This is a genomic window from Phenylobacterium sp., assembly GCF_004297125.1.
In the GTDB taxonomy this organism is placed as follows: Bacteria; Pseudomonadota; Alphaproteobacteria; order Caulobacterales; family Caulobacteraceae; genus Phenylobacterium.
Genome location: NZ_SCVD01000001.1, coordinates 442153 through 460002 on the forward strand (window position 1 = coordinate 442153; position 17850 = coordinate 460002).

Genomic DNA, 17850 nt, shown 5'->3' on the forward strand with positions numbered 1-17850 from the left:
CGCCATGACGATCGATGAGATCTTGAGCCGCCGCCGCCTGATCGCTGCGGGGGCTGCGGTCGCCGGCGCGGCCGCGCTGCCAGCCCTTGCGAACGCCCAGGCGCGCAAGCCGCTGACGCTCCTCAACGTGAGCTACGACCCGACGCGCGAGCTCTACAAGGACATCAACGCCGCCTTCGCCGCCTTCTGGAAGGCGCGGACGGGCCAGACGCTGACCGTCAACCAGAGCCACGGCGGGTCGGGCAAGCAGGCCCGCGCAGTGATCGATGGCCTGGAGGCTGACGTCGTCACCCTGGCGCTGGCTCACGACATCGACGAGATCGCCGCGCGGGCCAAGCTGCTGCCCGCCAACTGGCAGACGCGCCTGCGCAACAACTCGGCGCCCTACACCTCGACGATCGTGTTCCTGGTGCGAAAGGGCAATCCGAAGGCGATCCGGGACTGGTCGGACCTGATCAGGCCGGGCGTGCAGGTGATCACCCCCAATCCGAAGACGTCGGGGGGCGCGCGCTGGAACTACCTGGCCGCCTATGCCTGGGCGCTGAAGCAGCCCGGCGGCACACCCGCCAGGGCCGAGGCCTATCTGTCGGCTCTGTTCAAGAACGTGCCGGTGCTGGACACCGGCGCCCGGGGCTCCACCACCACCTTCGCCGAGCGCGGCCTGGGCGACGTGCTGCTGGCCTGGGAGAACGAGGCCTATCTGTCGCTCGAGGAATTCGGCCCGAAGTTCGATATCGTCTATCCCAGCCTGTCGATCCTGGCCGAGCCCACCGTGGCGCTGGTGGACAAGAACGTCGACCGGCACGGCACGCGCCTGGCGGCGACCGGCTATCTCAACTTCCTCTACAGTCCGCTGGCCCAGGACCTGATCGGCAAGAACCACTATCGGCCGCGTGATCCGAAGTCGGTCGCGAAGTACGGCGCGAAGTTCAAAAAGCTCCCGTTGGTGACCATCGACGGCCAGTTCGGCGGATGGGCCAAGGCCCAGGCGACGCACTTCGCCGACGGCGGCGTCTTCGACCGCATCTACAGGAGCTAGGTCCCAGATGACGGCCGCCGCCGTGGCGCCCCTGGCGGGGAAGCGCCGAACGCCCTGGAAGCAGGCCAGCATCCTGCCGGGCTTCCCACTCGCCATGGGCTGGACGCTGACCTACCTGGGCCTGGTGGTCGTCCTGCCGCTGACCGCGCTGATCGTGCGGCCGTGGGAGCTGGGGCTCTCCGGCGTCTGGGCGACCCTGACCGAGGAGCGGGTGCTGGCGTCGCTCAGGCTCAGCTTCGGGGCCGCGTTCCTGGCCGCGCTGACCAATGTGCCGATGGGCCTGCTCGTGGCCTGGACCTTGACCCGATACGAGTTCCCGGGCCGTCGGATCATCGACGCCTTCGTCGACCTGCCGTTCGCCCTGCCCACGGCGGTGGCGGGCATCGCGCTCACCGCCATCTACGCGCCCAACGGCCCGCTGGGGTCGCTGTTCGCGCAGATCGGGATCAAGACCGCCTACACCCCCATCGGCGTCTACATCGCCCTGCTGTTCATCGGCCTGCCGTTCGTGGTGCGGACCGTGCAGCCGGTGCTGCAGGACCTGGACCGCGAGGTTGAGGAGGCGGCCCAGACCCTAGGGGCGACCAACCTCCAGCGCTTCCGGCTGGTGGTGCTTCCCGCCGTGGCGCCGGCCTTGATCTCGGGGTTCAGCCTGGCCTTCGCCCGGGCGGTCGGCGAGTACGGCAGCGTGATCTTCATCGCCGGCAACATGCCGCTGAAGTCCGAGATCGCGCCGCTGCTGATCGTCATCAAGCTGGAGCAGTACGACTATGCCGGCGCGGCGGTCGTGGGGCTGGCCATGCTGTTCATCTCGTTCGGCGCCCTTCTGGCCGTGAACGGCGTCCAACTCTTCCTGGCGAGGCGGGGCCGCGCATGACCCCGATCATCCGCCTCCCGGGCCTTGCGCCCCTGATGCTGGCCGCCACCCTGGCGATCCTGGGCGTGCTCATCGTCCTGCCTTTGGGGGTGGTCTTCCAGCAGGCCTTCGCCAAGGGTTTCGCCGCCTATCTCGAGCCGCTGACCCAGCCCGACGCCCTGTCGGCGATCCGGCTGACGCTGACGGTGGCCGCGATCTCGGTTCCGCTGAACGCCGTGTTCGGCGTGGCCGCCGCCTGGGCGGTCGCCAGGTTCGAGTTCAAGGGCAAGAGCCTGCTGGTGACCTTCATCGACCTGCCGTTCTCGATGTCGCCGGTGGTCTCCGGCCTGGTCTGGGTGCTGCTGTTCGGCGCCCAGGGCTGGTTCGGCCCCTGGCTGCAGGAGCACGACGTCAAGATCATCTTCGCCACGTCCGGCCTGGTGCTGGCCACCGTGCTGGTGACGCTGCCGTTCGTCGCCCGCGAGCTCATTCCGCTGATGCAGGACCAGGGTGCGGACGAGGAGGCGGCGGCCCTGACCCTCGGGGCGGGCGGCTTCACCACCTTCTGGCGGGTGACCCTGCCCAACATCAAGTGGGCGCTGCTGTATGGCGTCCTTCTGTGCAACGCCCGCGCCATGGGTGAATTCGGCGCGGTCTCCGTCGTTTCTGGAAGCGTGCGGGGCTTGACCACCACTTTGCCGCTCCACGTCGAGGTGCTCTACAATGACTACGAATTCGTCGGCGCCTTCGCGGCGGCCTCAATCCTGGCCTGCCTCGGACTCGTCACCCTGGTCATCAAGACCCTCCTCGAGTGGCGTCATTCCGGTGAACTTTCGGCAGGTCGACGACACTAGCCCTTCCGTGAACGCCCTGGAGATCAAGGGCGTCTCCAAGGCCTTCGGCCGCTTCCCGGCCCTGAAGGACGTCTCGTTGCAGGCCAGGGACAAGGAGTTCCTGGCGCTGCTCGGGCCGTCCGGCTCGGGCAAGACCACGCTGCTGCGCGTCCTGGCCGGCCTGGAGCAGCCCGACACCGGCGAGGTGCGCTTCGCCGGCGAGGACTTCCTGGCCCTGCCCGTGCGGCGGCGGAAGGTGGGGATGGTGTTCCAGCATTACGCCCTGTTCCGCCACATGACGGTGGCCCAGAACATCGCCTTCGGCCTCACGGTGCGGAAACGATCCGAAAAACCGGCCAGGTCCGAGATCGCCGACCGTGTCGCCCACCTGCTGCAGCTGGTGCAGCTCGAAGGGCTTGAGAAGCGCTTCCCCTCGCAGCTCTCCGGCGGGCAACGCCAGCGGGTGGCCCTGGCGCGGGCGCTGGCCATCGAGCCCAAGATGCTGCTGCTGGACGAACCGTTCGGCGCCCTGGACGCCCAGGTCCGCCGCGAGCTGCGCCGCTGGCTGCGCGAGCTGCACGACCGCGCCGGGGTCACCACGGTCTTCGTGACCCACGACCAGGAAGAGGCCCTGGACCTCGCCGACCGGGTGGCGATCCTCAAGGACGGGGAACTGATCCAGCTGGGCACGCCGAACGAGGTCTACGAGCATCCGGCCACGCCGTTCGTGTTCGACTTCCTGGGCCAGGCCTGCCGCATGCCGGGCGTGGTCGAGCGCGGCCGCCTGCGCGTCGCCGATTGGGAGTCGGATGCGCCCACGGGGGCGCCGGACGGGGCGGTCGACGTGTACTTCCGCCCCGACGAAGTGACCTTCGCGCCCGCCGACGGCGCGGGCCTGGCCGCCCAGGTGCGTGGCGTGGCCCAGCGCGGCCCGGACGTGCGTATCGACTGCCTGATCGAGGGCGAGACGGTGGAGCTCCAGGCGCATGGGCCCACCCTGCCGCCGGGTGTCACGACCGGCCTGTCGGTGCGGATCAAGCCGCTCCGTCCACAGGTTTACGCCGCGGGCTGAATCCAAACGCCTGAGTCGTGCGTTGAGGGGGCATGACCGAGCCCACTCTCCAGCGCCGCTTCTGCGTCCACGGGGTCGCCGAACGGGCCTCGCGCGCACACGTCGTCGAGGGCGTCAGCTTCGAGGACGCAGCGCTGCACTTCATCGGCGACCACCACCCGGTGGCCGACGCCGATGACGAGGTCAGCCTCTACGTCGAGGACCTTGAGACCGGCGAGCGCCAGTGCTTCCGGATCGACATGGAGTCGGGCGAAGCGGCGCCCTGCGACTAGAGCGCTTTCCGGCGAAGTGGATGCCGGTTCGCCGCCAGAAAGCGCGACAAAGCAACGACCTGGAGCGCAGCTCCGATTCAATCGGAGCGAATGGCGCTCTAGCCGCCGTTGGTCGCCAGCCAGCGGTCCATCTCGGGCACGCGGGTCTGGATCACGCCCAGGCGATAGCGCACCGCCGCCTCGGCCTTCTCCACCTCGCCACGGCTCGAGGCAGGGACGGTCGCTTTCAGCTTCGCCAGCTTGTCCAGCATCGCGGGATCGCGCGACGCCGTGGCCAGGTCGGCGAAATAGCTGGTTCGGCTGGTGGGCTCGAGGAATTCCTCCAGCTTCGCGCGGTTCGCCATGGCGAAGTCGTACGCCTTGTCCGGGAATGACGAGGCGACGGCGGCCACCAGGCCGGGGACCTCGGTGGGCTTGGGCTCGCCGCTCAGCGCCAGCGCCAGGGTCTTGTCGGCCAGCGCCGGGTTCTCGCTGGCGCCGAGATAGCCGTAGAGCCGGGCGCGGTCGGTCGGGTCCTTGGACGCCTTGGCCTGGGCGTGGATCGCCTCCCACGTCGCCTCGTCCGCGTTGGCGGCCACGATGGACAGCACGGTCCGCCGCGCGGCGCCCGTCAAGGTCGATGGGTCCTTCAGCCAGGCGTCGAAGCGGCGACGGGCCTCGGCGACGATCGCCGGGTCGCCCAGCTCGCCCAGTTGGCTCAGCAGGTTGCGGCGCGTGACGGCGGCGTTGTCGCTCTCACCGGCCTTCGCGTCCCAGCCCAGGCGGGCGGCGACGGGCGAGAGCTGGGCGCGGGCGAAGGCGCGATAGGACGCCTGGCCGCCGCGGCCGCCGTACAGCCAGTCCAGGGCGCCGAGCTGGCTGGACAGGGCGTCGAGGACCACCGGGTCGGCGCCGGGCGGAGTGTTTTTGGCGAGGGCCAGGAAGTCGCTCATCGGCTGCGCACCCGTCTCGCCCAGGGCGCGGCTGTCGTACAGCAGGCCCAGTTGGTCGGCCGCCGGCAGGCTCGCGAACGTCGGGGCCAGCTTGGCCCAGAGCTCGGGCGAATAGGCGCTGCGGAAATAGCCCGTCTGGCCGGCGTTGATCACCGCCGGCGCGGCGGCCGGCACGGTCTTCGGCGCCTCGGCGCTCACGACCTCAAGCCAATGGCCGTTGGCGGCCCGGACGTTGACCGGCGTCCGCCAAGTCTGCGGCGTTCGCTGGCTGGCGTCGACGCCGAACCGTTCCTGGGTGAGGGCCACGCCCCCCGCGGTCTCCTTGGCGCGGATGAGGGGCACGCCCGGCTGCAGCAGGAAGTCGTGCGCCACATCCACGACCTTCTTGGTCGGCGCGGCCTTGTCGAGGGCCTTCCAGAGATCGTCGCTGACCGCGTTCTGGTAGGCGTGATCGCGGATGTAGTTGCGCACCCCGGTCCGGAACGCGTCCTCGCCCACATAGGTCTCCAGCATGCGGATCACCGCCTGGCCCTTCTGGTAGGTAATGGCGTCGAAGGCGTTGGCGGCGGCGAAGACGTCGGGGATGTCGGCGATCACCGGATGGGTGCCCGCCCGGCTATCGAGGCGCATGGCGCTCTGCTGGCCGGACTGGGTCGAGAGCCAGACCTTCCACTCGGGATGGAAGTGGTCGGTGGCCTTGTTCTCCATCCAGGAGGCGAAGCCCTCGTTCAGCCAGAGGTCGTCCCACCAGGCCATGGTGACTAGGTCGCCGAACCACTGGTGGGCCATCTCGTGGGCCACCACGATGAAGACGTTCTGCCTGTCGGCCTCGGTCGACAGCTTCGGATCGATCAGTAGGGCGTAGTCGAAATAGAAGATCGCGCCCCAGTTCTCCATCGCGGCGAAGAACTGGCTGTTGCCGGGGCCGGCCACGAGGTCCAGCTTCGGCAGCGGGTAGGGTGTGCCGAACCACGCGTCGTAGTAGGGAAGAAGCTTGGCGGCGGCGTCCAGCGCGAACTCGCCCTTGGCCGCGTCGCCCTTGCGGACGATCACGCCCACGTCGGTCTTGCCGACCTGCTTGTGGATCCGCTCGAAGTCGCCCAGCGCCATGAACAGCAGGTACGAGCTCATCTTCGGGCTGTCGGCGAAGCGGACGGCATCGCCCGTCTTGCCGGACTCCGGCATGTTGGAGACCGCCATCTGCCCGGCGGGAGCCCTCACCGTCAGCGAGAAGACGGCCTTCACCCCCGGCTCGTCCCACATTGGCGCGAAGCGGCGGGCGTCGGAGTTCTCGAACTGGGTGAAGAGCGCGCGGCGCTTGGTCCCGTCCGTGTCCTCGTAGTCCAGGGTGAAGAGGCCGGACGCCTGCTGGTAGATCTTGCCGGCGTAGTCGATCGACAGCGCGTACTTGCCCGGCGCCAGGGGCTTGGGGAAGACGAAGGCGGCGGTCTGCCGCCCGTCGTCCAGCACGACCTTGGGGGCGGCGGCCTGGCCTGAGAGGCGGACTTCGCCGAAGGTCAGGTCGGCGGCGTTCAGCACGATCCGGTCGGTGGCGCGCACCACCGTGAGGTCGATCTTCGCCTTGCCCGAGAATTTGAGGTTGGCCGCGTCGGGGTCGATGCTGATGTCGTAGCGGTCCGGACGCACGTCGGTGGGGAGCACGACCCGCTTGGCGGCTGCGGGCTTCGCCGGCGCCGCGACGGCCAGGGCAGGGGCGGCGGTCGCCAGGAAAACGACGGCGACGGCGGCAAGAAATTTCATCTGGGGGGACTCGGTCGGCAAGAATGAAGCGCGCACCATAAGGATCGAGCGAGGCTATTCCTAGGCGGGCTTCCGACCGTTCATCTCGTCCCCCGCGTCCGCCGGCAGACGAACGAACCAGAACATCGAGATCATCGTCACCAGGCCGATGACGATGAAGGCCGGCGAGACCACCTCGGCGGTGAGCTGGGTGGCGCCGCGCAGGGTCATCAGCAGGTGCAACAGGCTGGCGGAGAGCCCGATGCCGACGGACTGGACCAGCTGCTGCACCATGGACGAGGTGGTGGCCGCACGGCTCATCTCGTCGGGCTCGATCTCGGCATAGGCCATCCCGTTCAGCGAGCTGAACTGCAGCGACCGGAAGAAGCCGCCGATCCCCAGCACCGTCATGATCGCCCAGTGCGGCCAGTCCGGCCGGAAGAAGGCGTAGGCGATGAAGCTCGCGCCCACGATCACGGCGTTGACCAGCAGCACCGAGCGGAAGCCGAAGCGGCGCAGGATCGGCGGCGCGGTGGTCTTCATCACCAGGGCGCCCACGGCGGAGATGAATGTCATCAGGCCAGCGGCGAAGGCGCTCATGCCGAAGGCCACCTGCAGCAGCATGGCCAGGAGGAACGGGTTCGCGCCCATGGCGATGCGCATGAAGGCGCCGCCGATCACCGAGGCGCGGAAGGTCGGCTTGCGGAAGATGGCGAGCTGCACCACTGCGTGCGGCGTGTGGCCCGCATGCCAGGCGTAGGCGCCCAGGCTGGCCAGGCCCGCGGCGAACAATCCCGCCACGGCCCAGGGGCTGAGCGTGTCGCGCCCCAGGTTCTCGAAGCCGAAGATCAGGGCCGCGAGGCCCAGGCCGGTCAGGACGATGCCGGGGATGTCGACCGGCGGCGGGTCCTGCTCGCGCACCTCGGGCACGTGGCGGTAGACCAGGATCAGGCCCACGACCGCGATCGGCAGGTTCATGAAGAAGATCCAGCGCCAGTCGGCGAAGGTGACGATGGCGCCGCCGATCACCGGCCCGAGCACCGGCCCCAGCAGCGCCGGCATGGTGACCACCGATAGCGCCCCGACCAGCTCGCTCTTGGGCGTGGTCCGCAGCAGCACCAGGCGGCCCACGGGCATCAGGGTCGCGCCTGCCGCGCCCTGGATGAAGCGGAAGAGGATCAGCTGCCAGAGCTCGCTGGTGAAGCCGCAGGCCGCCGATCCGGCCGCGTACAGCACGATGGAGCACATGAAGACCCGCCGCGCCCCGAACCGGTCGGCCATCCAGCCGGACAGGGGCAGGAAGATCGCCGCCGAGAGCAGATAGACGGTGATGGCGACGTTGAGCCGGAGCGGCTCGACGCCGAACGCGTGCGCCATGGCGGGCAGGGCGTTGGTGATCACCGTGGCGTTCAGCGTCTGCATCAGCAGGGCGGAGCCGATGATCGCCGGGATCAGCCAGCCACGGGTGACGGCGCCGGCGTCCTTGGGCGCGGCCGCCTCGGGGACGGCCCCGTCGATGGGTTCGTCCGAGGGGCTCATGCGTCCACCAGGCGGAGCAGGGGCTCGGCGGCGGCCTGGAGAAGCGCCCGGTCTTCCGGGGACAGGCGCGCCAGCCGCGCCGCCAGCCAGTCGTTGCGCTGCCGGCGGATGACGTCGAGCTTGCGCAGGCCCGCTTCGGTGATGGCCAGGCCGGACCGGCGGCCGTCTCCGGCGTCGGCGCTCCGGGCCACCAGCCCCTCGGCTTCCAACCGCTTGATGTGGGCGCTCATGGTCGGTCGCGAGATCTTCTCGGCGTCCGCCAGGGCGCTGACCCCGATGCCCGCGTTCTTGGTGATGTGGCCGAGAAGGATGGCGTCCTGCGCCGACAGCCCGGCCTTCTGGGCTTCCAGCCGCAGCCGTCGCGACACCCGCAGCAGGGCGGGGCGCAGGGCTTCGGCCAGGGCGACGATGTCGGACGGTGTGTCGGGCATGATAGTTAGGTTGACGAACTATCTATCTCACCATCCGCGCCGCCGCAACAACCGCCTTGACGCAGGCTGTCGCCTCATATTTAACGAAGATGTTATTTAACGAGTATGCTAATGACAGCCCAGCTCGATCCTCTGAGCGCTACCTTCGCGGCCCTTGCGGACCCCACCCGCCGGGCGATCCTGGCGCGGCTCAGCGAAGGGGAGGCGACGGTCGGCGAGCTGGCCCAGCCGTTCGAGATCAGCCTGCCGGCCATCTCGCGCCACCTGAAGGTGCTGCAGGCGGCCGGTCTCATCTCCCAGGGCCGCGAGGCCCAGTGGCGGCCGTGCCGGCTGGAGACACAGGCGTTGCGCGAGGCCGACGGCTGGATGGGGCGCTATCGGCGTTTCTGGCAGGGCGGCTTCGACAGGATGGACGACTACCTCCGCGAAATTCAGAAGGGAGACCGCGATGGCGAGTAGAGCCGTAGCCGACGACGAACTGCTGATCGAGACGACCTTCGCCGCCCCGGCGCGGCTGGTGTTCGACATGTGGGCGGTGCGCCGGCATTTCATGAATTGGCTGGGCCCGAACGGCTTCACCTGCACCGAGGCCGATCTGGACTTCCGCGTCGGCGGCGACTGGAGCGCCACCATGGTCTCGGACCAGTACGGCGAGGCGAAGATGGCCGGCCGCTACCTGGAGATCGAGCCCGACCGGCGGATCGTGATGACCTTCCGCTGGCTGAACGGCGAGCCGGACCCTGAGACCGTCATCACGCTCACCTTCGCGGAGACGGACGGCAGGACGACACAGACGTTCCACCAGGCGCCTTTCGACGACGTGGCGCGCCGCGACAGCCACATCGGCGGCTGGACCGAGGCCTTCGAGAGCGAACGGACCTACGTCGAAACCACGGCCCAGGAGATGGCCCGATGATCACCGTCTATTCCTACAGGTGGGTGCCGGACTTCGCGAAGGGCCTGGTCCGCGACCTGCGTGTCCGCTGGGCCCTGGAAGAGGCTGGCCTGGAGTATCAGGAGTGGCTGATCGGACTGGGCGACGACCAGAACAGTCCCGCCTACCGCGCGTGCCAGCCGTACGGGCAGGTGCCGGTCTATGAGGAGGGCGGCCTTGTGCTCTTCGAGTCCGGCGCCATCGTCCTGCACATCGGCGGGAAGAGCGAGGCGCTTTTGCCCGCGGATCCCGCCGCGAGGGCGCGAGCGACGTGCTGGCTGTTCTCGGCGCTCAACACGATCGAGCCGACGATCCAGGAACTAGCGGCGATCGACCTGTTCTATACGGACGAGGCCTGGGCGCGGGGGCGACGGCCGCAGGCCGAGGCCCAGGTGAAGAGGCGGCTCGCCGAACTCGCCGCCGCGCTGGGCGACAAGGACCATCTCGAGGGCGAATTCACCGTCGGGGACCTGATGATGGCCACGGTGCTGCGCAACCTGCGGCACACCGATATCGTCGACGGCGAGCCCAGGCTGCGGGCCTATCTGGACCGATGCGAAGCGCGCCCGGCGTTCCAGCGCGCGCTCCGCGACCAGCTCGCGAGCTTCGAGGACCAGGCGGCCTGAGCCGCCTGGCCTGTCGGTCGGGCTAGAGGACGCCCAGCATCTCGGCCACCAGGGGGTGGCGGACGATGTCGCGGTCGTGCAGGCGCACCACCGAGATGTTGCCCACCTCCTCCAGCTTGGTGGCGACCGGCCCCAGGCCGGAGAAGGTCGGCAGCAGGTCCGACTGGTCCGGGTCGCCGGTGACCACCATGGTCGAGTGCCAGCCCAGGCGGGTCAGCAGCATCTTGAGCTGGACGTAGGTGCAGTTCTGGGCCTCGTCGATCACCACGAAGGCGTTGTTCAGGGTGCGGCCACGCATGAAGCCCACCGGCGCGATCTCGATGGCGCCCTCGGTCATCAGCGCCCGCACCCGCTTCATCGACAGCCGGTCGGAGAGGGCGTCGTAGAGCGGGCGCAGGTAGGGCGCTAGCTTGTCCTCGGCGTCGCCGGGCAGGAAGCCGATGGATTCCCCGGCCTCGACCGCCGGCCGCGAGAGCACGATGCGGCCGACGCGGCCGGCCTCCAGCGCCTCCACCGCCTTGGCGATGGCGAGATAGGTCTTGCCCGTGCCGGCGGGGCCCAGGGCCAGGACCAGGTTCTTGGCGTCGATGGCGTCGATCAGTTCCTGCTGGCCCGGCGACTTGGCCTTGATCGTCTTGACGTAGCTCTGCTCGCGATCGTCGTTGTGGTGCTGCAGCGGCGACCAGCCGCGGTCCACCGGCAACCGCCGGATTTTATCGTCCCCCTGGAATTGACCGGCGTCGAACGCGCCTTCGCGCACTTGTCGCTTCAGAGCCCGCTTGCTCATAAGGCCTCCTCAGGGGGCAAGAAAAAAGGGCGTCCCATGTGGGAGCGCCCTTCGAATGATGGAAAGAGAACGATGCGGCGGCATGCGGGACCGGGAGGCCCTGCGGCTTCTGCGGATCCGGGCGCAACTGCCCGGTGGAACAACAGACTCAGCGCCATCCACCCCGTCCAGCGCGAGAACACGAAGGCGGAAACCTCCGCGGCGATCCCCAGAAGGCTTTCACCCTCTCGAATCGCATCACTAGAATGATCCTAACGTCCTTTCCGAGTCGTTAAACAGCCCTGACCGGCAAGAAATGAGGTGCGGCATTGAGTGTCTACAACTTGGGCAATGTGACACCTGAGCTACCGAACGATGACGAATACTGGATTGCCCCGACCGCGGCGGTTATGGGGCGGGTGATTCTGAAGAAGAACGCCTCGGTCTGGTGGGGCGCCACACTTCGTGGCGACAACGACCCGATCGTCATCGGCGAGGGCTCCAACGTCCAGGACGGCAGCGTCCTGCACACCGACACCGGCTCGCCGCTGACGCTCGGCGCCAACGTCACGGTCGGCCATCTGGTGATGCTCCACGGCTGCACGATCGGCGACGGATCGCTGGTGGGCATCGGCTCGATCGTCCTGAACGGGGCCAGGATCGGGAAGAACTGCCTGATCGGCGCCAACTGCCTGATCACCGAGGGCAAGGAGATCCCGGACAACTCCCTGGTCATGGGCGCGCCGGGCAAGGTGGTGCGCGAGCTCAGCCCGGAGCAGGCGTCCCGCGTGGCCCTGGGCGCGGCGCACTACGTGGAGAACTGGAAGCGCTACAAGCGGGAGCTCAGCCTCGTCTCTTGACCTCCGTAGCGTCGCCCCGTGACGTTCCAGGCAAACGGGAGGACGACATGGCCTATGAATTCATCAAGGTCGGCCGGGACGGGCCGATCACCACCTTCACCCTGAACCGGCCGGAGGTGATGAACGCCCTGCATTCGCCGGCCCACTTCGAGATGCACGAGGCGCTGGACGCCTTCGCCGCCGACCCCGACCAGTGGGTGGGCATCGTCACCGGCTCCGGCGACCGCGCCTTCTCGGCGGGCAACGACCTCAAGCACCAGGCGGGCGGCGGCAAGATGGGCAGCCCGCCGTCGGGGTTCGCGGGGCTGACGTCGCGCTTCGACCTGACCAAGCCGCTGATCGCCGCGGTCAACGGCGTCGCCATGGGCGGCGGGTTCGAGATCGCGCTGGCCTGCGACCTGATCGTCGCCTCGGAGGCCGCGGTGTTCGCCTTGCCCGAGCCGCGCGTCGGCCTGGCCGCCCTGGCCGGCGGCCTGCACAGACTGCCACGCGCCATCGGCGTGAAGCGGGCCATGGGGATGATCCTGACCGCCCGCCGCGTCTCGGCCGCCGAGGGCAAGGAGCTGGGCTTCGTCCACGAGGTGACCGCCCCGCAGGACCTGATGCGCACCGCCCATCAGCTGGCCAAGTCCATCTGCGAGCTGGGCCCCATGTCGATCCGCGCCTCGAAGCAGGCGGTCTACCAGGGCCTGGACGAGCCCAGCCTGGAGGCGGCGCTGAAGGGCCAGAACAAATACCCGGCGGTGGCGGCGCTCTACACCTCCGAGGACTTCAAGGAAGGTCCGCTGGCCTTCGCGCAGAAGCGCCCGCCGCAGTGGAAGGGGCGCTGAGAGTCATCCCTCCTCCTTAGGGGGGGACTGCAACGCCTGTTATCGGCTCCCAATATTGCCGCTCCCCGCCAATCCCGTCACATTCCGCGCGGAGTGACGGGGACGGCGCGGATGGTTGATCTCGAGGCGGTGGGCGGGGCGGCGACCGGCGGGCTGATCGCCGGGACGTTCGAAAGGCCGGCCGGCAAGGCGGGCGAGCCCCACAACGCCTGCGCCGACTGCGGGACCCAGACGATCGGGCCCTTCTGCCACAACTGCGGCAACGCGGCCCACGTCCACCGCACCCTGCTGCACCTGGGCGAAGAGCTGCTGCACGGCGTGATGCACTTCGACAGCCGCACCTGGCGGACCCTGCCGCTGCTGGCGTTCCGGCCCGGGCGGCTGACGCGCGAATGGTGCCAGGGCAAGCGCACCCGCTACGTGTCGCCGCTGGCGATCTTCCTGTTCACGATGTTCGTCATGTTCATGCTGCTCAGCTACGCGCCCGAGCCGAAGGAATCGACGATCGGCCGCCAGGCGGTGGCGACAGCCGACCTGGCGCGCCGCAACACCGAGGTCGCCGAAGCCCGGGCCGCGTTGAAGGCCGCGCCGCCCGAAGCCCGCGCCGCCGCGGAAATCGCCCTGAAGGCCGCCCAGGCCAACCAGGCGAAGGCGAGCGCCCGCATCGGCGACACGCCCAAGGCCGCCGAGGTGGACGGATGGCAGGAGGAACTGGCGAGCGACGCCAGGTCCGGCCAGCTCGGCTTCTCGACCGGCAGCAAGAAGCTGGACGAGAAGATCCAGCACAAGCTCGAGAACCCGGAGCTGGCGCTCTACAAGCTGCAGCAGACCTTCTACAAATTCTCGTTCCTGCTGATACCGATCTCGATCCCGTTCGTGGCGCTGCTGTTCGTCTGGAAGCGGGGCTTCACGCTCTACGACCACGGGGTGTTCGTTCTCTACTCGCTGACCTTCATGTCGCTGCTGGCGATGGTGGTGGCGATCTGCGGGCGGATCGGCGGTGTCACGGCCGGGTTGGCGGTGGCCCTGACGCCCTTCGTCGTCCCGCTGCACATGTACTACCAGCTGCAGGGCGCCTATGGCCTGCGGACGTTGTCGGCGCTCTGGCGCACCTGGTTCCTGCTGGTGTTCTGCTCGATCGCGCTGGTCTTTTTCCTGCTGGCGATCCTGTGGCTCAACATGGCCTGACGCAAACGGTGACGCCTGCGTCACTTTTTGGTCGGCGCGGTCTTGTTTCGGCCCGCCGCCTTTGTCACGGTGCCTGCAACTAAACAACGTTCAGGGAGGCGGCCGCGTGGACCGCTACGACTACATCATCATCGGCGCCGGCTCGGCCGGCTGCGTGCTGGCCAACCGGCTGACCGAGGACGGGACCAGGACCGTCCTGCTGCTGGAGGCCGGCGGCAAGGACAACTCGCTGATGGTCAAGATGCCGGCCGGGGTCGGCACGCTGATCCAGAAGGAAGGCGCCTACAACTGGGGCTTCTGGACCGAAGCCGAGCCGAACCTGGACGATCGCAAGCTGTGGTGGCCGCGCGGCAAGGGCTGGGGCGGCTCGTCGTCGATCAACGGCATGATCTACATCCGCGGCCACGCGCGCGACTACGACCAGTGGCGGCAGATGGGCCTGGGCGGCTGGGGCTATGCCGACGTGCTGCCCTACTTCAAGCGCTCGGAGAGCCTGGAGGGCGGCGGCGACGCCTGGCATGGCGGCGAGGGGCCGCTGAAGGTCTCCAAGGCCTCGTCCCCGCACCCGATCTACAAGGCGACCATCGAGGCGGGGGGCCAGGCCGGCTATCCGCTGACCAAGGACTTCAACGGCTTCCAGCAGGAAGGCTGGGGACCCTACCAGCTCACCATCCACGACGGCGAGCGCTGGAGCGCGGCGCGCGGCTACCTGCACCCGGCGCTGGGACGCTCCAACCTCACGGCCCTGACCGGCGCGCGCACGACGAAGATCGTCGTCGAAGGCGGCCGGGCGACGGGCGTGGAGATCCAGGAGGCCAAGGGCGGCCGCCGCGTGGTCCACGCCAATGCCGAGGTCCTGCTCTGCGCCGGCGCCGTGCAGTCGCCGCACATCCTGCAGCTGTCCGGCATCGGCGACCCCGACGAGCTGGGCAAGCACGGCATCCCGGTCGTCCACGAGCTGAAGGGCGTGGGCGCCAACCTGCAGGACCACCTGGACGTCTGCCTGTCCTGGGAGTGCCCGCAGCCGATCACGCTCTATTCCCTGCGAAAAGGCCTGATCAAGACCCTGAGCGTCGGCCTGTCCTACATGCTGTTCCGCAAGGGCGTGGGGCGGTCGCAGTTCCTGGAGTCGGGCGCCTTCCTGCGCTCGCGGCCCGACCTCGACCGGCCGGACCTGCAGGTCCACACGGTGCTGGCGATCATGCAGGAGCACGGCAAGGTCCAGGTGGCCAAGGACGGCTTCACCTTCCACGTCTGCCAGTTGCGGCCGGAGAGCCGCGGAAGGGTGGGCCTGAAGTCGGCCAATCCGATGGACGATCCCGCGATCTCCGCCAACTACCTGGCCACCGAGGAGGATCGCCGCGCGCTGCGCGAAGGCGTGAAGATGATGCGCGAGGTGGCCAAACAGCCGGCGCTGGCGCCCTACGTCTGCGGCGAGCACGCGCCGGGCCCGGCGGTGCAGACCGACGCCGAGATCGACGCCTGGATCCGCCGGACCGCGGAGACCATCTACCATCCCGTCGGCACCTGCCGGATGGGCGTGGCGGGCGATCCGATGGCGGTGGTGGACGCCGACTGCCGCGTGCAGGGCCTGCAAGGCCTGCGCGTGGTCGACGCCTCGGTCATGCCGACGCTGGTGGGCGGCAACACCAACGCGCCCACCATCATGATCGCCGAGAAGATCTCCGACGCGATCCGCGGCAAGGCCTTCCTCCCGGCCGACGACGCCCCGGTCTACGCGGACGCCGCACAGGCCGCGTAGTCCGCGTCGCCGGGGGCCGTTCCGCCGGATGAGCGCCCCGTGGAGGTCCGCGAAGCTATACCTCCGATTGACGCGCCGCCGACGACAACCGACGCTGCGATGTCGCAACGACGGCGGTGCGTGGGGACGGAGGACGGACGTGCGGTCAGGTCGCAGTATATGGGCGCTCGTCGCGGCGATCACCCTCAGCGGATGCGCGACGCGCCCGAAGCCGCCTGCCGTTTGCCCGCAGCTCGACCCGGGCAAGGAAGCCGACATCATTTTCCCGTTGCTGCAAAAGGAGTTTGGCTACCTGCGCGAAGGCTACACCGCCAAGGTCGTGTCTCGGCGCCTCGACAGGCGTGGCGACACCACGCTGCAACTCGACTCGATCCTGTCGTCCACAGCCACCGACAGCACCGGGGGCAAACGCCTCACCCTCGTCGTTCAGAAATGTACGCTAAAGGTGCTGAGCGCACGACGCCCAACCGTTTGAGGCGGATAGCGGCCGGGGCGGTTTCGTGCGGTCGTGATCGAGGCCCGCAACGGGGCGGACACAGTCACCGGCCCCGCGCGGTGAAGCGGACGTTCACCAACATGCCCACGAGCAGACCCAGCGAACGTCGCTGAGGGGTGGTTAGCGGACGTTGGGCCGGGTGAACAATGGAGCGGTCAGCGACAGCGCCGCAAAGCAGAAGAGAGGCGGTAGCAGCACCCAACCAATGACCGCGCCCGCAAGGGTGTTCGAGGCCATGCCAAGGAGCAGCCCGACGCCGCAGGCAAAGTAGGCTGGGATCGGTAGAGCGAGGGCGGCGAACACCCAATAGATCATGAGGGCTCCGGGGAACCTCGGAGAGTCAATCCGACGCCTTTGCCGCCATGCAACGGCCAAGCAAAGAGCCAGGGCGGCGACGAGCAGTGTGTTGTCGGCCGCTGGTCCGAACACGCCATCCGCCCACATTGCCGTTCGCCCCTTTGCCGTGTTTCAGATTGGCGAAGTGATGAGGTGCCCGCAAACTGCGGATCAGCACGGGCTTGGTGCAGGACCGGTGCAGGCCGACCGCCCTGCCTATACCGAACGTCTGCAACGGGTCGCACCAGGCCATCGGCCCAGGGCCGTGAACCGGACCTTCGGCGATCTGCTCGACAGCGGACGCCACGAACCACAGCGCGGGGTGGCGAGCGGCGGCCTCCTCTCCCCCCGAGCGCAGCGAAGAGTGGGGAGAGGGTGGGGAGAGGGGCGACGCAGGCCTCGCCGCCGCCGCTCCGGGTTCAGCCAGGCCCCATGGACGGATGCTCGCCGCCGCACGCGTCGAGGATCGTGGCGCACACGCCGTCGCGGCTGGTCGGCGCCGCGGAGTTCCAGAAGCGGATCACCCGCAGGCCGAGATCTTCCAGGTAGGCGGTGCGACGCGCGTCATAGGCGACCTGCTCCGAATGCTGGCCTCCGTCGAGCTCGACCACCAGCCCAGCCTCGACGCAAAGGAAGTCGAGGATGAACGGGCCCTTTCGGGATCTGACGCCGCCAGCGCCAGCCGCCGCGCGCGCAGCGCGTTCCACAGCCGCGCCTCAGTCTCTGTGTCCTCGCGGCGGAGCGCGCGGGCGCGATCTCGCGGCGTGGTGTCCCTGAGGGTCTTGACCGTGGCCATGGGGCCGACGGTGGGTCATGGCTGGGCCGTCGTGCAAGCGGCAAGGCCTGCGTCGCCCCTCTCCCTACCCTCTCCCCACTCTTCGCTGCGCTCGGGGGGAGAGGAGGGATGCGCCTGGGTCCGCGAAGGATCGAACCCGGCCGGCGGCCGACCCCCATGAACCAGACCTTGGGCGCCCTGTGTCCGCGCTGGGCCGGCGGCGCCCATTGTCGGCCCGACAGCGGCCCTGCCCATCCGTCAAAGCCGGACGCACCCCCTGAACACCAACCTTGCCTTCCGGCGCGCCCCATGTTCTTCTTTTGTTCATGTCCATCCCGCCCGACATGGCCGAACGGCATGCGCGCGTCCTGGCTCGGCTGACCGAGCTGGGCCTGGCGCTGGCTGAGCGGACGTTCGAGGAGGCGGAGGCGGCTGAGACGCCCGAGCAGCGGGTCGCGCTGGTGAAGGCGTTCCACACCATCTCGCGCTCGGTGCGCCAGACCGTGGCGCTGGAGGCCAGGCTGGCGCGCCAGCAGGCGCTGGACGCCCGCGAGGCCGAGCGG

At 69.0% G+C, this 17850-nt stretch carries 20 protein-coding genes and 1 pseudogene; 14 read left to right on the forward strand and 7 right to left on the reverse strand.

Translation table 11 applies throughout. The annotated features are described in order from the left end of the window. Positions 1-4 precede the first annotated feature (4 nt). From EPO51_RS02085 to EPO51_RS02105, 5 genes are read left to right on the forward strand one after another with little or no spacing between them, the layout of a single operon-like run. Positions 5-1039 carry a sulfate ABC transporter substrate-binding protein gene (locus EPO51_RS02085; protein WP_293345454.1) on the forward strand — a complete coding sequence of 345 codons (1035 nt, stop codon included), beginning with the start codon at positions 5-7 and terminating at the stop codon, positions 1037-1039. Positions 1040-1046: 7 nt separating this feature from the next. Continuing rightward, the gene (cysT, locus tag EPO51_RS02090) at positions 1047-1916 is read left to right on the forward strand and encodes a sulfate ABC transporter permease subunit CysT (RefSeq protein WP_293345456.1); all 870 of its coding nucleotides are present in this window, start codon (positions 1047-1049) and stop codon (positions 1914-1916) included. A gap of 35 nt (positions 1917-1951) precedes the next feature. Continuing rightward, a complete protein-coding gene (gene cysW, locus EPO51_RS02095) occupies positions 1952-2749 on the forward strand; it encodes a sulfate ABC transporter permease subunit CysW (RefSeq protein ID WP_293345514.1) in 798 nt (265 codons plus the stop codon). Positions 2750-2756: 7 nt separating this feature from the next. Then, positions 2757-3800 (forward strand): sulfate/molybdate ABC transporter ATP-binding protein, encoded by a 1044-nt coding sequence (locus tag EPO51_RS02100; RefSeq protein ID WP_293345458.1) that lies wholly within the window; start codon positions 2757-2759, stop codon positions 3798-3800. A gap of 32 nt (positions 3801-3832) precedes the next feature. Continuing rightward, entirely contained in the window at positions 3833-4072 is a 240-nt protein-coding gene (locus tag EPO51_RS02105; RefSeq protein ID WP_293345460.1) for a DUF5961 family protein, read from the forward strand. A 98-nt stretch (positions 4073-4170) separates the two neighbouring features. On the opposite strand, the gene EPO51_RS02110 is transcribed toward EPO51_RS02105, so the two are convergent. Genes EPO51_RS02110 through EPO51_RS02120 form a run of 3 tightly spaced genes read right to left on the reverse strand, consistent with a single transcriptional unit; the run spans position 4171 to position 8714 of the window. After that, positions 4171-6765 (reverse strand): M1 family metallopeptidase, encoded by a 2595-nt coding sequence (locus EPO51_RS02110; protein WP_293345462.1) that lies wholly within the window; start codon positions 6763-6765, stop codon positions 4171-4173. A 60-nt stretch (positions 6766-6825) separates the two neighbouring features. Beyond that, positions 6826-8283 (reverse strand): MFS transporter, encoded by a 1458-nt coding sequence (locus tag EPO51_RS02115; RefSeq protein ID WP_293345464.1) that lies wholly within the window; start codon positions 8281-8283, stop codon positions 6826-6828. Further along, complete coding sequence (locus tag EPO51_RS02120; RefSeq protein WP_293345466.1) at positions 8280-8714, reverse strand: MarR family winged helix-turn-helix transcriptional regulator; 435 nt, start codon at positions 8712-8714, stop codon at positions 8280-8282. The genes EPO51_RS02115 and EPO51_RS02120 overlap by 4 nt, the downstream gene beginning before the upstream one ends. Before the next feature lie 111 nt (positions 8715-8825). Between EPO51_RS02120 and EPO51_RS02125 the strand changes: the two genes are divergently transcribed. From EPO51_RS02125 to EPO51_RS02135, 3 genes are read left to right on the forward strand one after another with little or no spacing between them, the layout of a single operon-like run. Continuing rightward, positions 8826-9173, forward strand: coding sequence for an ArsR/SmtB family transcription factor (locus EPO51_RS02125; protein ID WP_293345468.1), 348 nt, complete (start codon positions 8826-8828; stop codon positions 9171-9173). Continuing rightward, a complete protein-coding gene (locus EPO51_RS02130; RefSeq protein ID WP_293345470.1) occupies positions 9163-9630 on the forward strand; it encodes an SRPBCC family protein in 468 nt (155 codons plus the stop codon). The genes EPO51_RS02125 and EPO51_RS02130 overlap by 11 nt, the downstream gene beginning before the upstream one ends. Continuing rightward, positions 9627-10274, forward strand: a complete 648-nt coding sequence (locus tag EPO51_RS02135; protein WP_293345472.1) for a glutathione S-transferase family protein — start codon at positions 9627-9629, stop codon at positions 10272-10274. Before EPO51_RS02130 ends, EPO51_RS02135 begins: the two co-directional genes overlap by 4 nt. Before the next feature lie 22 nt (positions 10275-10296). On the opposite strand, the gene EPO51_RS02140 is transcribed toward EPO51_RS02135, so the two are convergent. Further along, on the reverse strand, positions 10297-11061 hold the full coding sequence (locus EPO51_RS02140) for a PhoH family protein (protein WP_293345474.1): 765 nt from the start codon (positions 11059-11061) through the stop codon (positions 10297-10299). A 308-nt stretch (positions 11062-11369) separates the two neighbouring features. Here EPO51_RS02140 and EPO51_RS02145 point away from each other — a divergent pair, with 308 nt between their 5' ends. The 5 genes from EPO51_RS02145 to EPO51_RS02165 all read left to right on the forward strand — a co-directional run bounded on the left by EPO51_RS02145 (position 11370) and on the right by EPO51_RS02165 (position 16155). Next, positions 11370-11900 (forward strand): gamma carbonic anhydrase family protein, encoded by a 531-nt coding sequence (locus EPO51_RS02145; protein ID WP_293345476.1) that lies wholly within the window; start codon positions 11370-11372, stop codon positions 11898-11900. Between the two features lie 47 nt (positions 11901-11947). Continuing rightward, positions 11948-12730, forward strand: a complete 783-nt coding sequence (locus EPO51_RS02150; protein WP_293345478.1) for an enoyl-CoA hydratase-related protein — start codon at positions 11948-11950, stop codon at positions 12728-12730. 111 nt (positions 12731-12841) lie between these two features. Continuing rightward, positions 12842-13918: a DUF3667 domain-containing protein gene (locus EPO51_RS02155; protein ID WP_293345480.1), complete on the forward strand. Its 1077-nt coding sequence runs from the start codon at positions 12842-12844 to the stop codon at positions 13916-13918. Between the two features lie 106 nt (positions 13919-14024). Next, positions 14025-15680: a choline dehydrogenase gene (locus EPO51_RS02160; RefSeq protein WP_293345482.1), complete on the forward strand. Its 1656-nt coding sequence runs from the start codon at positions 14025-14027 to the stop codon at positions 15678-15680. Positions 15681-15819: 139 nt separating this feature from the next. Next, the gene (locus EPO51_RS02165; RefSeq protein WP_293345484.1) at positions 15820-16155 is read left to right on the forward strand and encodes a hypothetical protein; all 336 of its coding nucleotides are present in this window, start codon (positions 15820-15822) and stop codon (positions 16153-16155) included. Between the two features lie 141 nt (positions 16156-16296). On the opposite strand, the gene EPO51_RS02170 is transcribed toward EPO51_RS02165, so the two are convergent. The 3 genes and pseudogenes from EPO51_RS02170 to EPO51_RS28030 form a co-directional block, all read right to left on the reverse strand. After that, positions 16297-16491 (reverse strand): hypothetical protein, encoded by a 195-nt coding sequence (locus tag EPO51_RS02170; RefSeq protein ID WP_293345486.1) that lies wholly within the window; start codon positions 16489-16491, stop codon positions 16297-16299. A 440-nt stretch (positions 16492-16931) separates the two neighbouring features. Continuing rightward, positions 16932-17219, reverse strand: coding sequence for an endonuclease domain-containing protein (locus tag EPO51_RS02175; RefSeq protein WP_293345488.1), 288 nt, complete (start codon positions 17217-17219; stop codon positions 16932-16934). 8 nt (positions 17220-17227) lie between these two features. Then, a pseudogene (locus EPO51_RS28030) lies at positions 17228-17308 on the reverse strand (hypothetical protein); the annotation flags it as partial. A 305-nt stretch (positions 17309-17613) separates the two neighbouring features. On the opposite strand from EPO51_RS28030, the gene EPO51_RS02180 reads away from it, so the two are divergent. After that, on the forward strand, positions 17614-17850 hold a 237-nt coding region (locus EPO51_RS02180), incomplete at its 3' end, for a hypothetical protein (RefSeq protein ID WP_293345491.1).

Excerpts from the sequence above, each read along its gene's own strand:
- EPO51_RS02115 (WP_293345464.1), bottom strand. The coding sequence starts at position 8,283 with ATGAGCCCCTCGGACGAACCCATCGACGGGGCCGTCCCCGAGGCGGCC.
- EPO51_RS02125 (WP_293345468.1), top strand. The coding sequence starts at position 8,826 with ATGACAGCCCAGCTCGATCCTCTGAGCGCTACCTTCGCGGCCCTTGCG.
- EPO51_RS02150 (WP_293345478.1), top strand. The coding sequence starts at position 11,948 with ATGGCCTATGAATTCATCAAGGTCGGCCGGGACGGGCCGATCACCACC.
- EPO51_RS02170 (WP_293345486.1), bottom strand. The coding sequence starts at position 16,491 with ATGATCTATTGGGTGTTCGCCGCCCTCGCTCTACCGATCCCAGCCTAC.
- EPO51_RS02110 (WP_293345462.1), bottom strand. The coding sequence starts at position 6,765 with ATGAAATTTCTTGCCGCCGTCGCCGTCGTTTTCCTGGCGACCGCCGCC.
- cysT (WP_293345456.1), top strand. The coding sequence starts at position 1,047 with ATGACGGCCGCCGCCGTGGCGCCCCTGGCGGGGAAGCGCCGAACGCCC.
- EPO51_RS02140 (WP_293345474.1), bottom strand. The coding sequence starts at position 11,061 with ATGAGCAAGCGGGCTCTGAAGCGACAAGTGCGCGAAGGCGCGTTCGAC.
- EPO51_RS02120 (WP_293345466.1), bottom strand. The coding sequence starts at position 8,714 with ATGCCCGACACACCGTCCGACATCGTCGCCCTGGCCGAAGCCCTGCGC.
- EPO51_RS02130 (WP_293345470.1), top strand. The coding sequence starts at position 9,163 with ATGGCGAGTAGAGCCGTAGCCGACGACGAACTGCTGATCGAGACGACC.
- EPO51_RS02105 (WP_293345460.1), top strand. The coding sequence starts at position 3,833 with ATGACCGAGCCCACTCTCCAGCGCCGCTTCTGCGTCCACGGGGTCGCC.
- EPO51_RS02155 (WP_293345480.1), top strand. The coding sequence starts at position 12,842 with ATGGTTGATCTCGAGGCGGTGGGCGGGGCGGCGACCGGCGGGCTGATC.
- EPO51_RS02135 (WP_293345472.1), top strand. The coding sequence starts at position 9,627 with ATGATCACCGTCTATTCCTACAGGTGGGTGCCGGACTTCGCGAAGGGC.
- cysW (WP_293345514.1), top strand. The coding sequence starts at position 1,952 with ATGCTGGCCGCCACCCTGGCGATCCTGGGCGTGCTCATCGTCCTGCCT.
- EPO51_RS02085 (WP_293345454.1), top strand. The coding sequence starts at position 5 with ATGACGATCGATGAGATCTTGAGCCGCCGCCGCCTGATCGCTGCGGGG.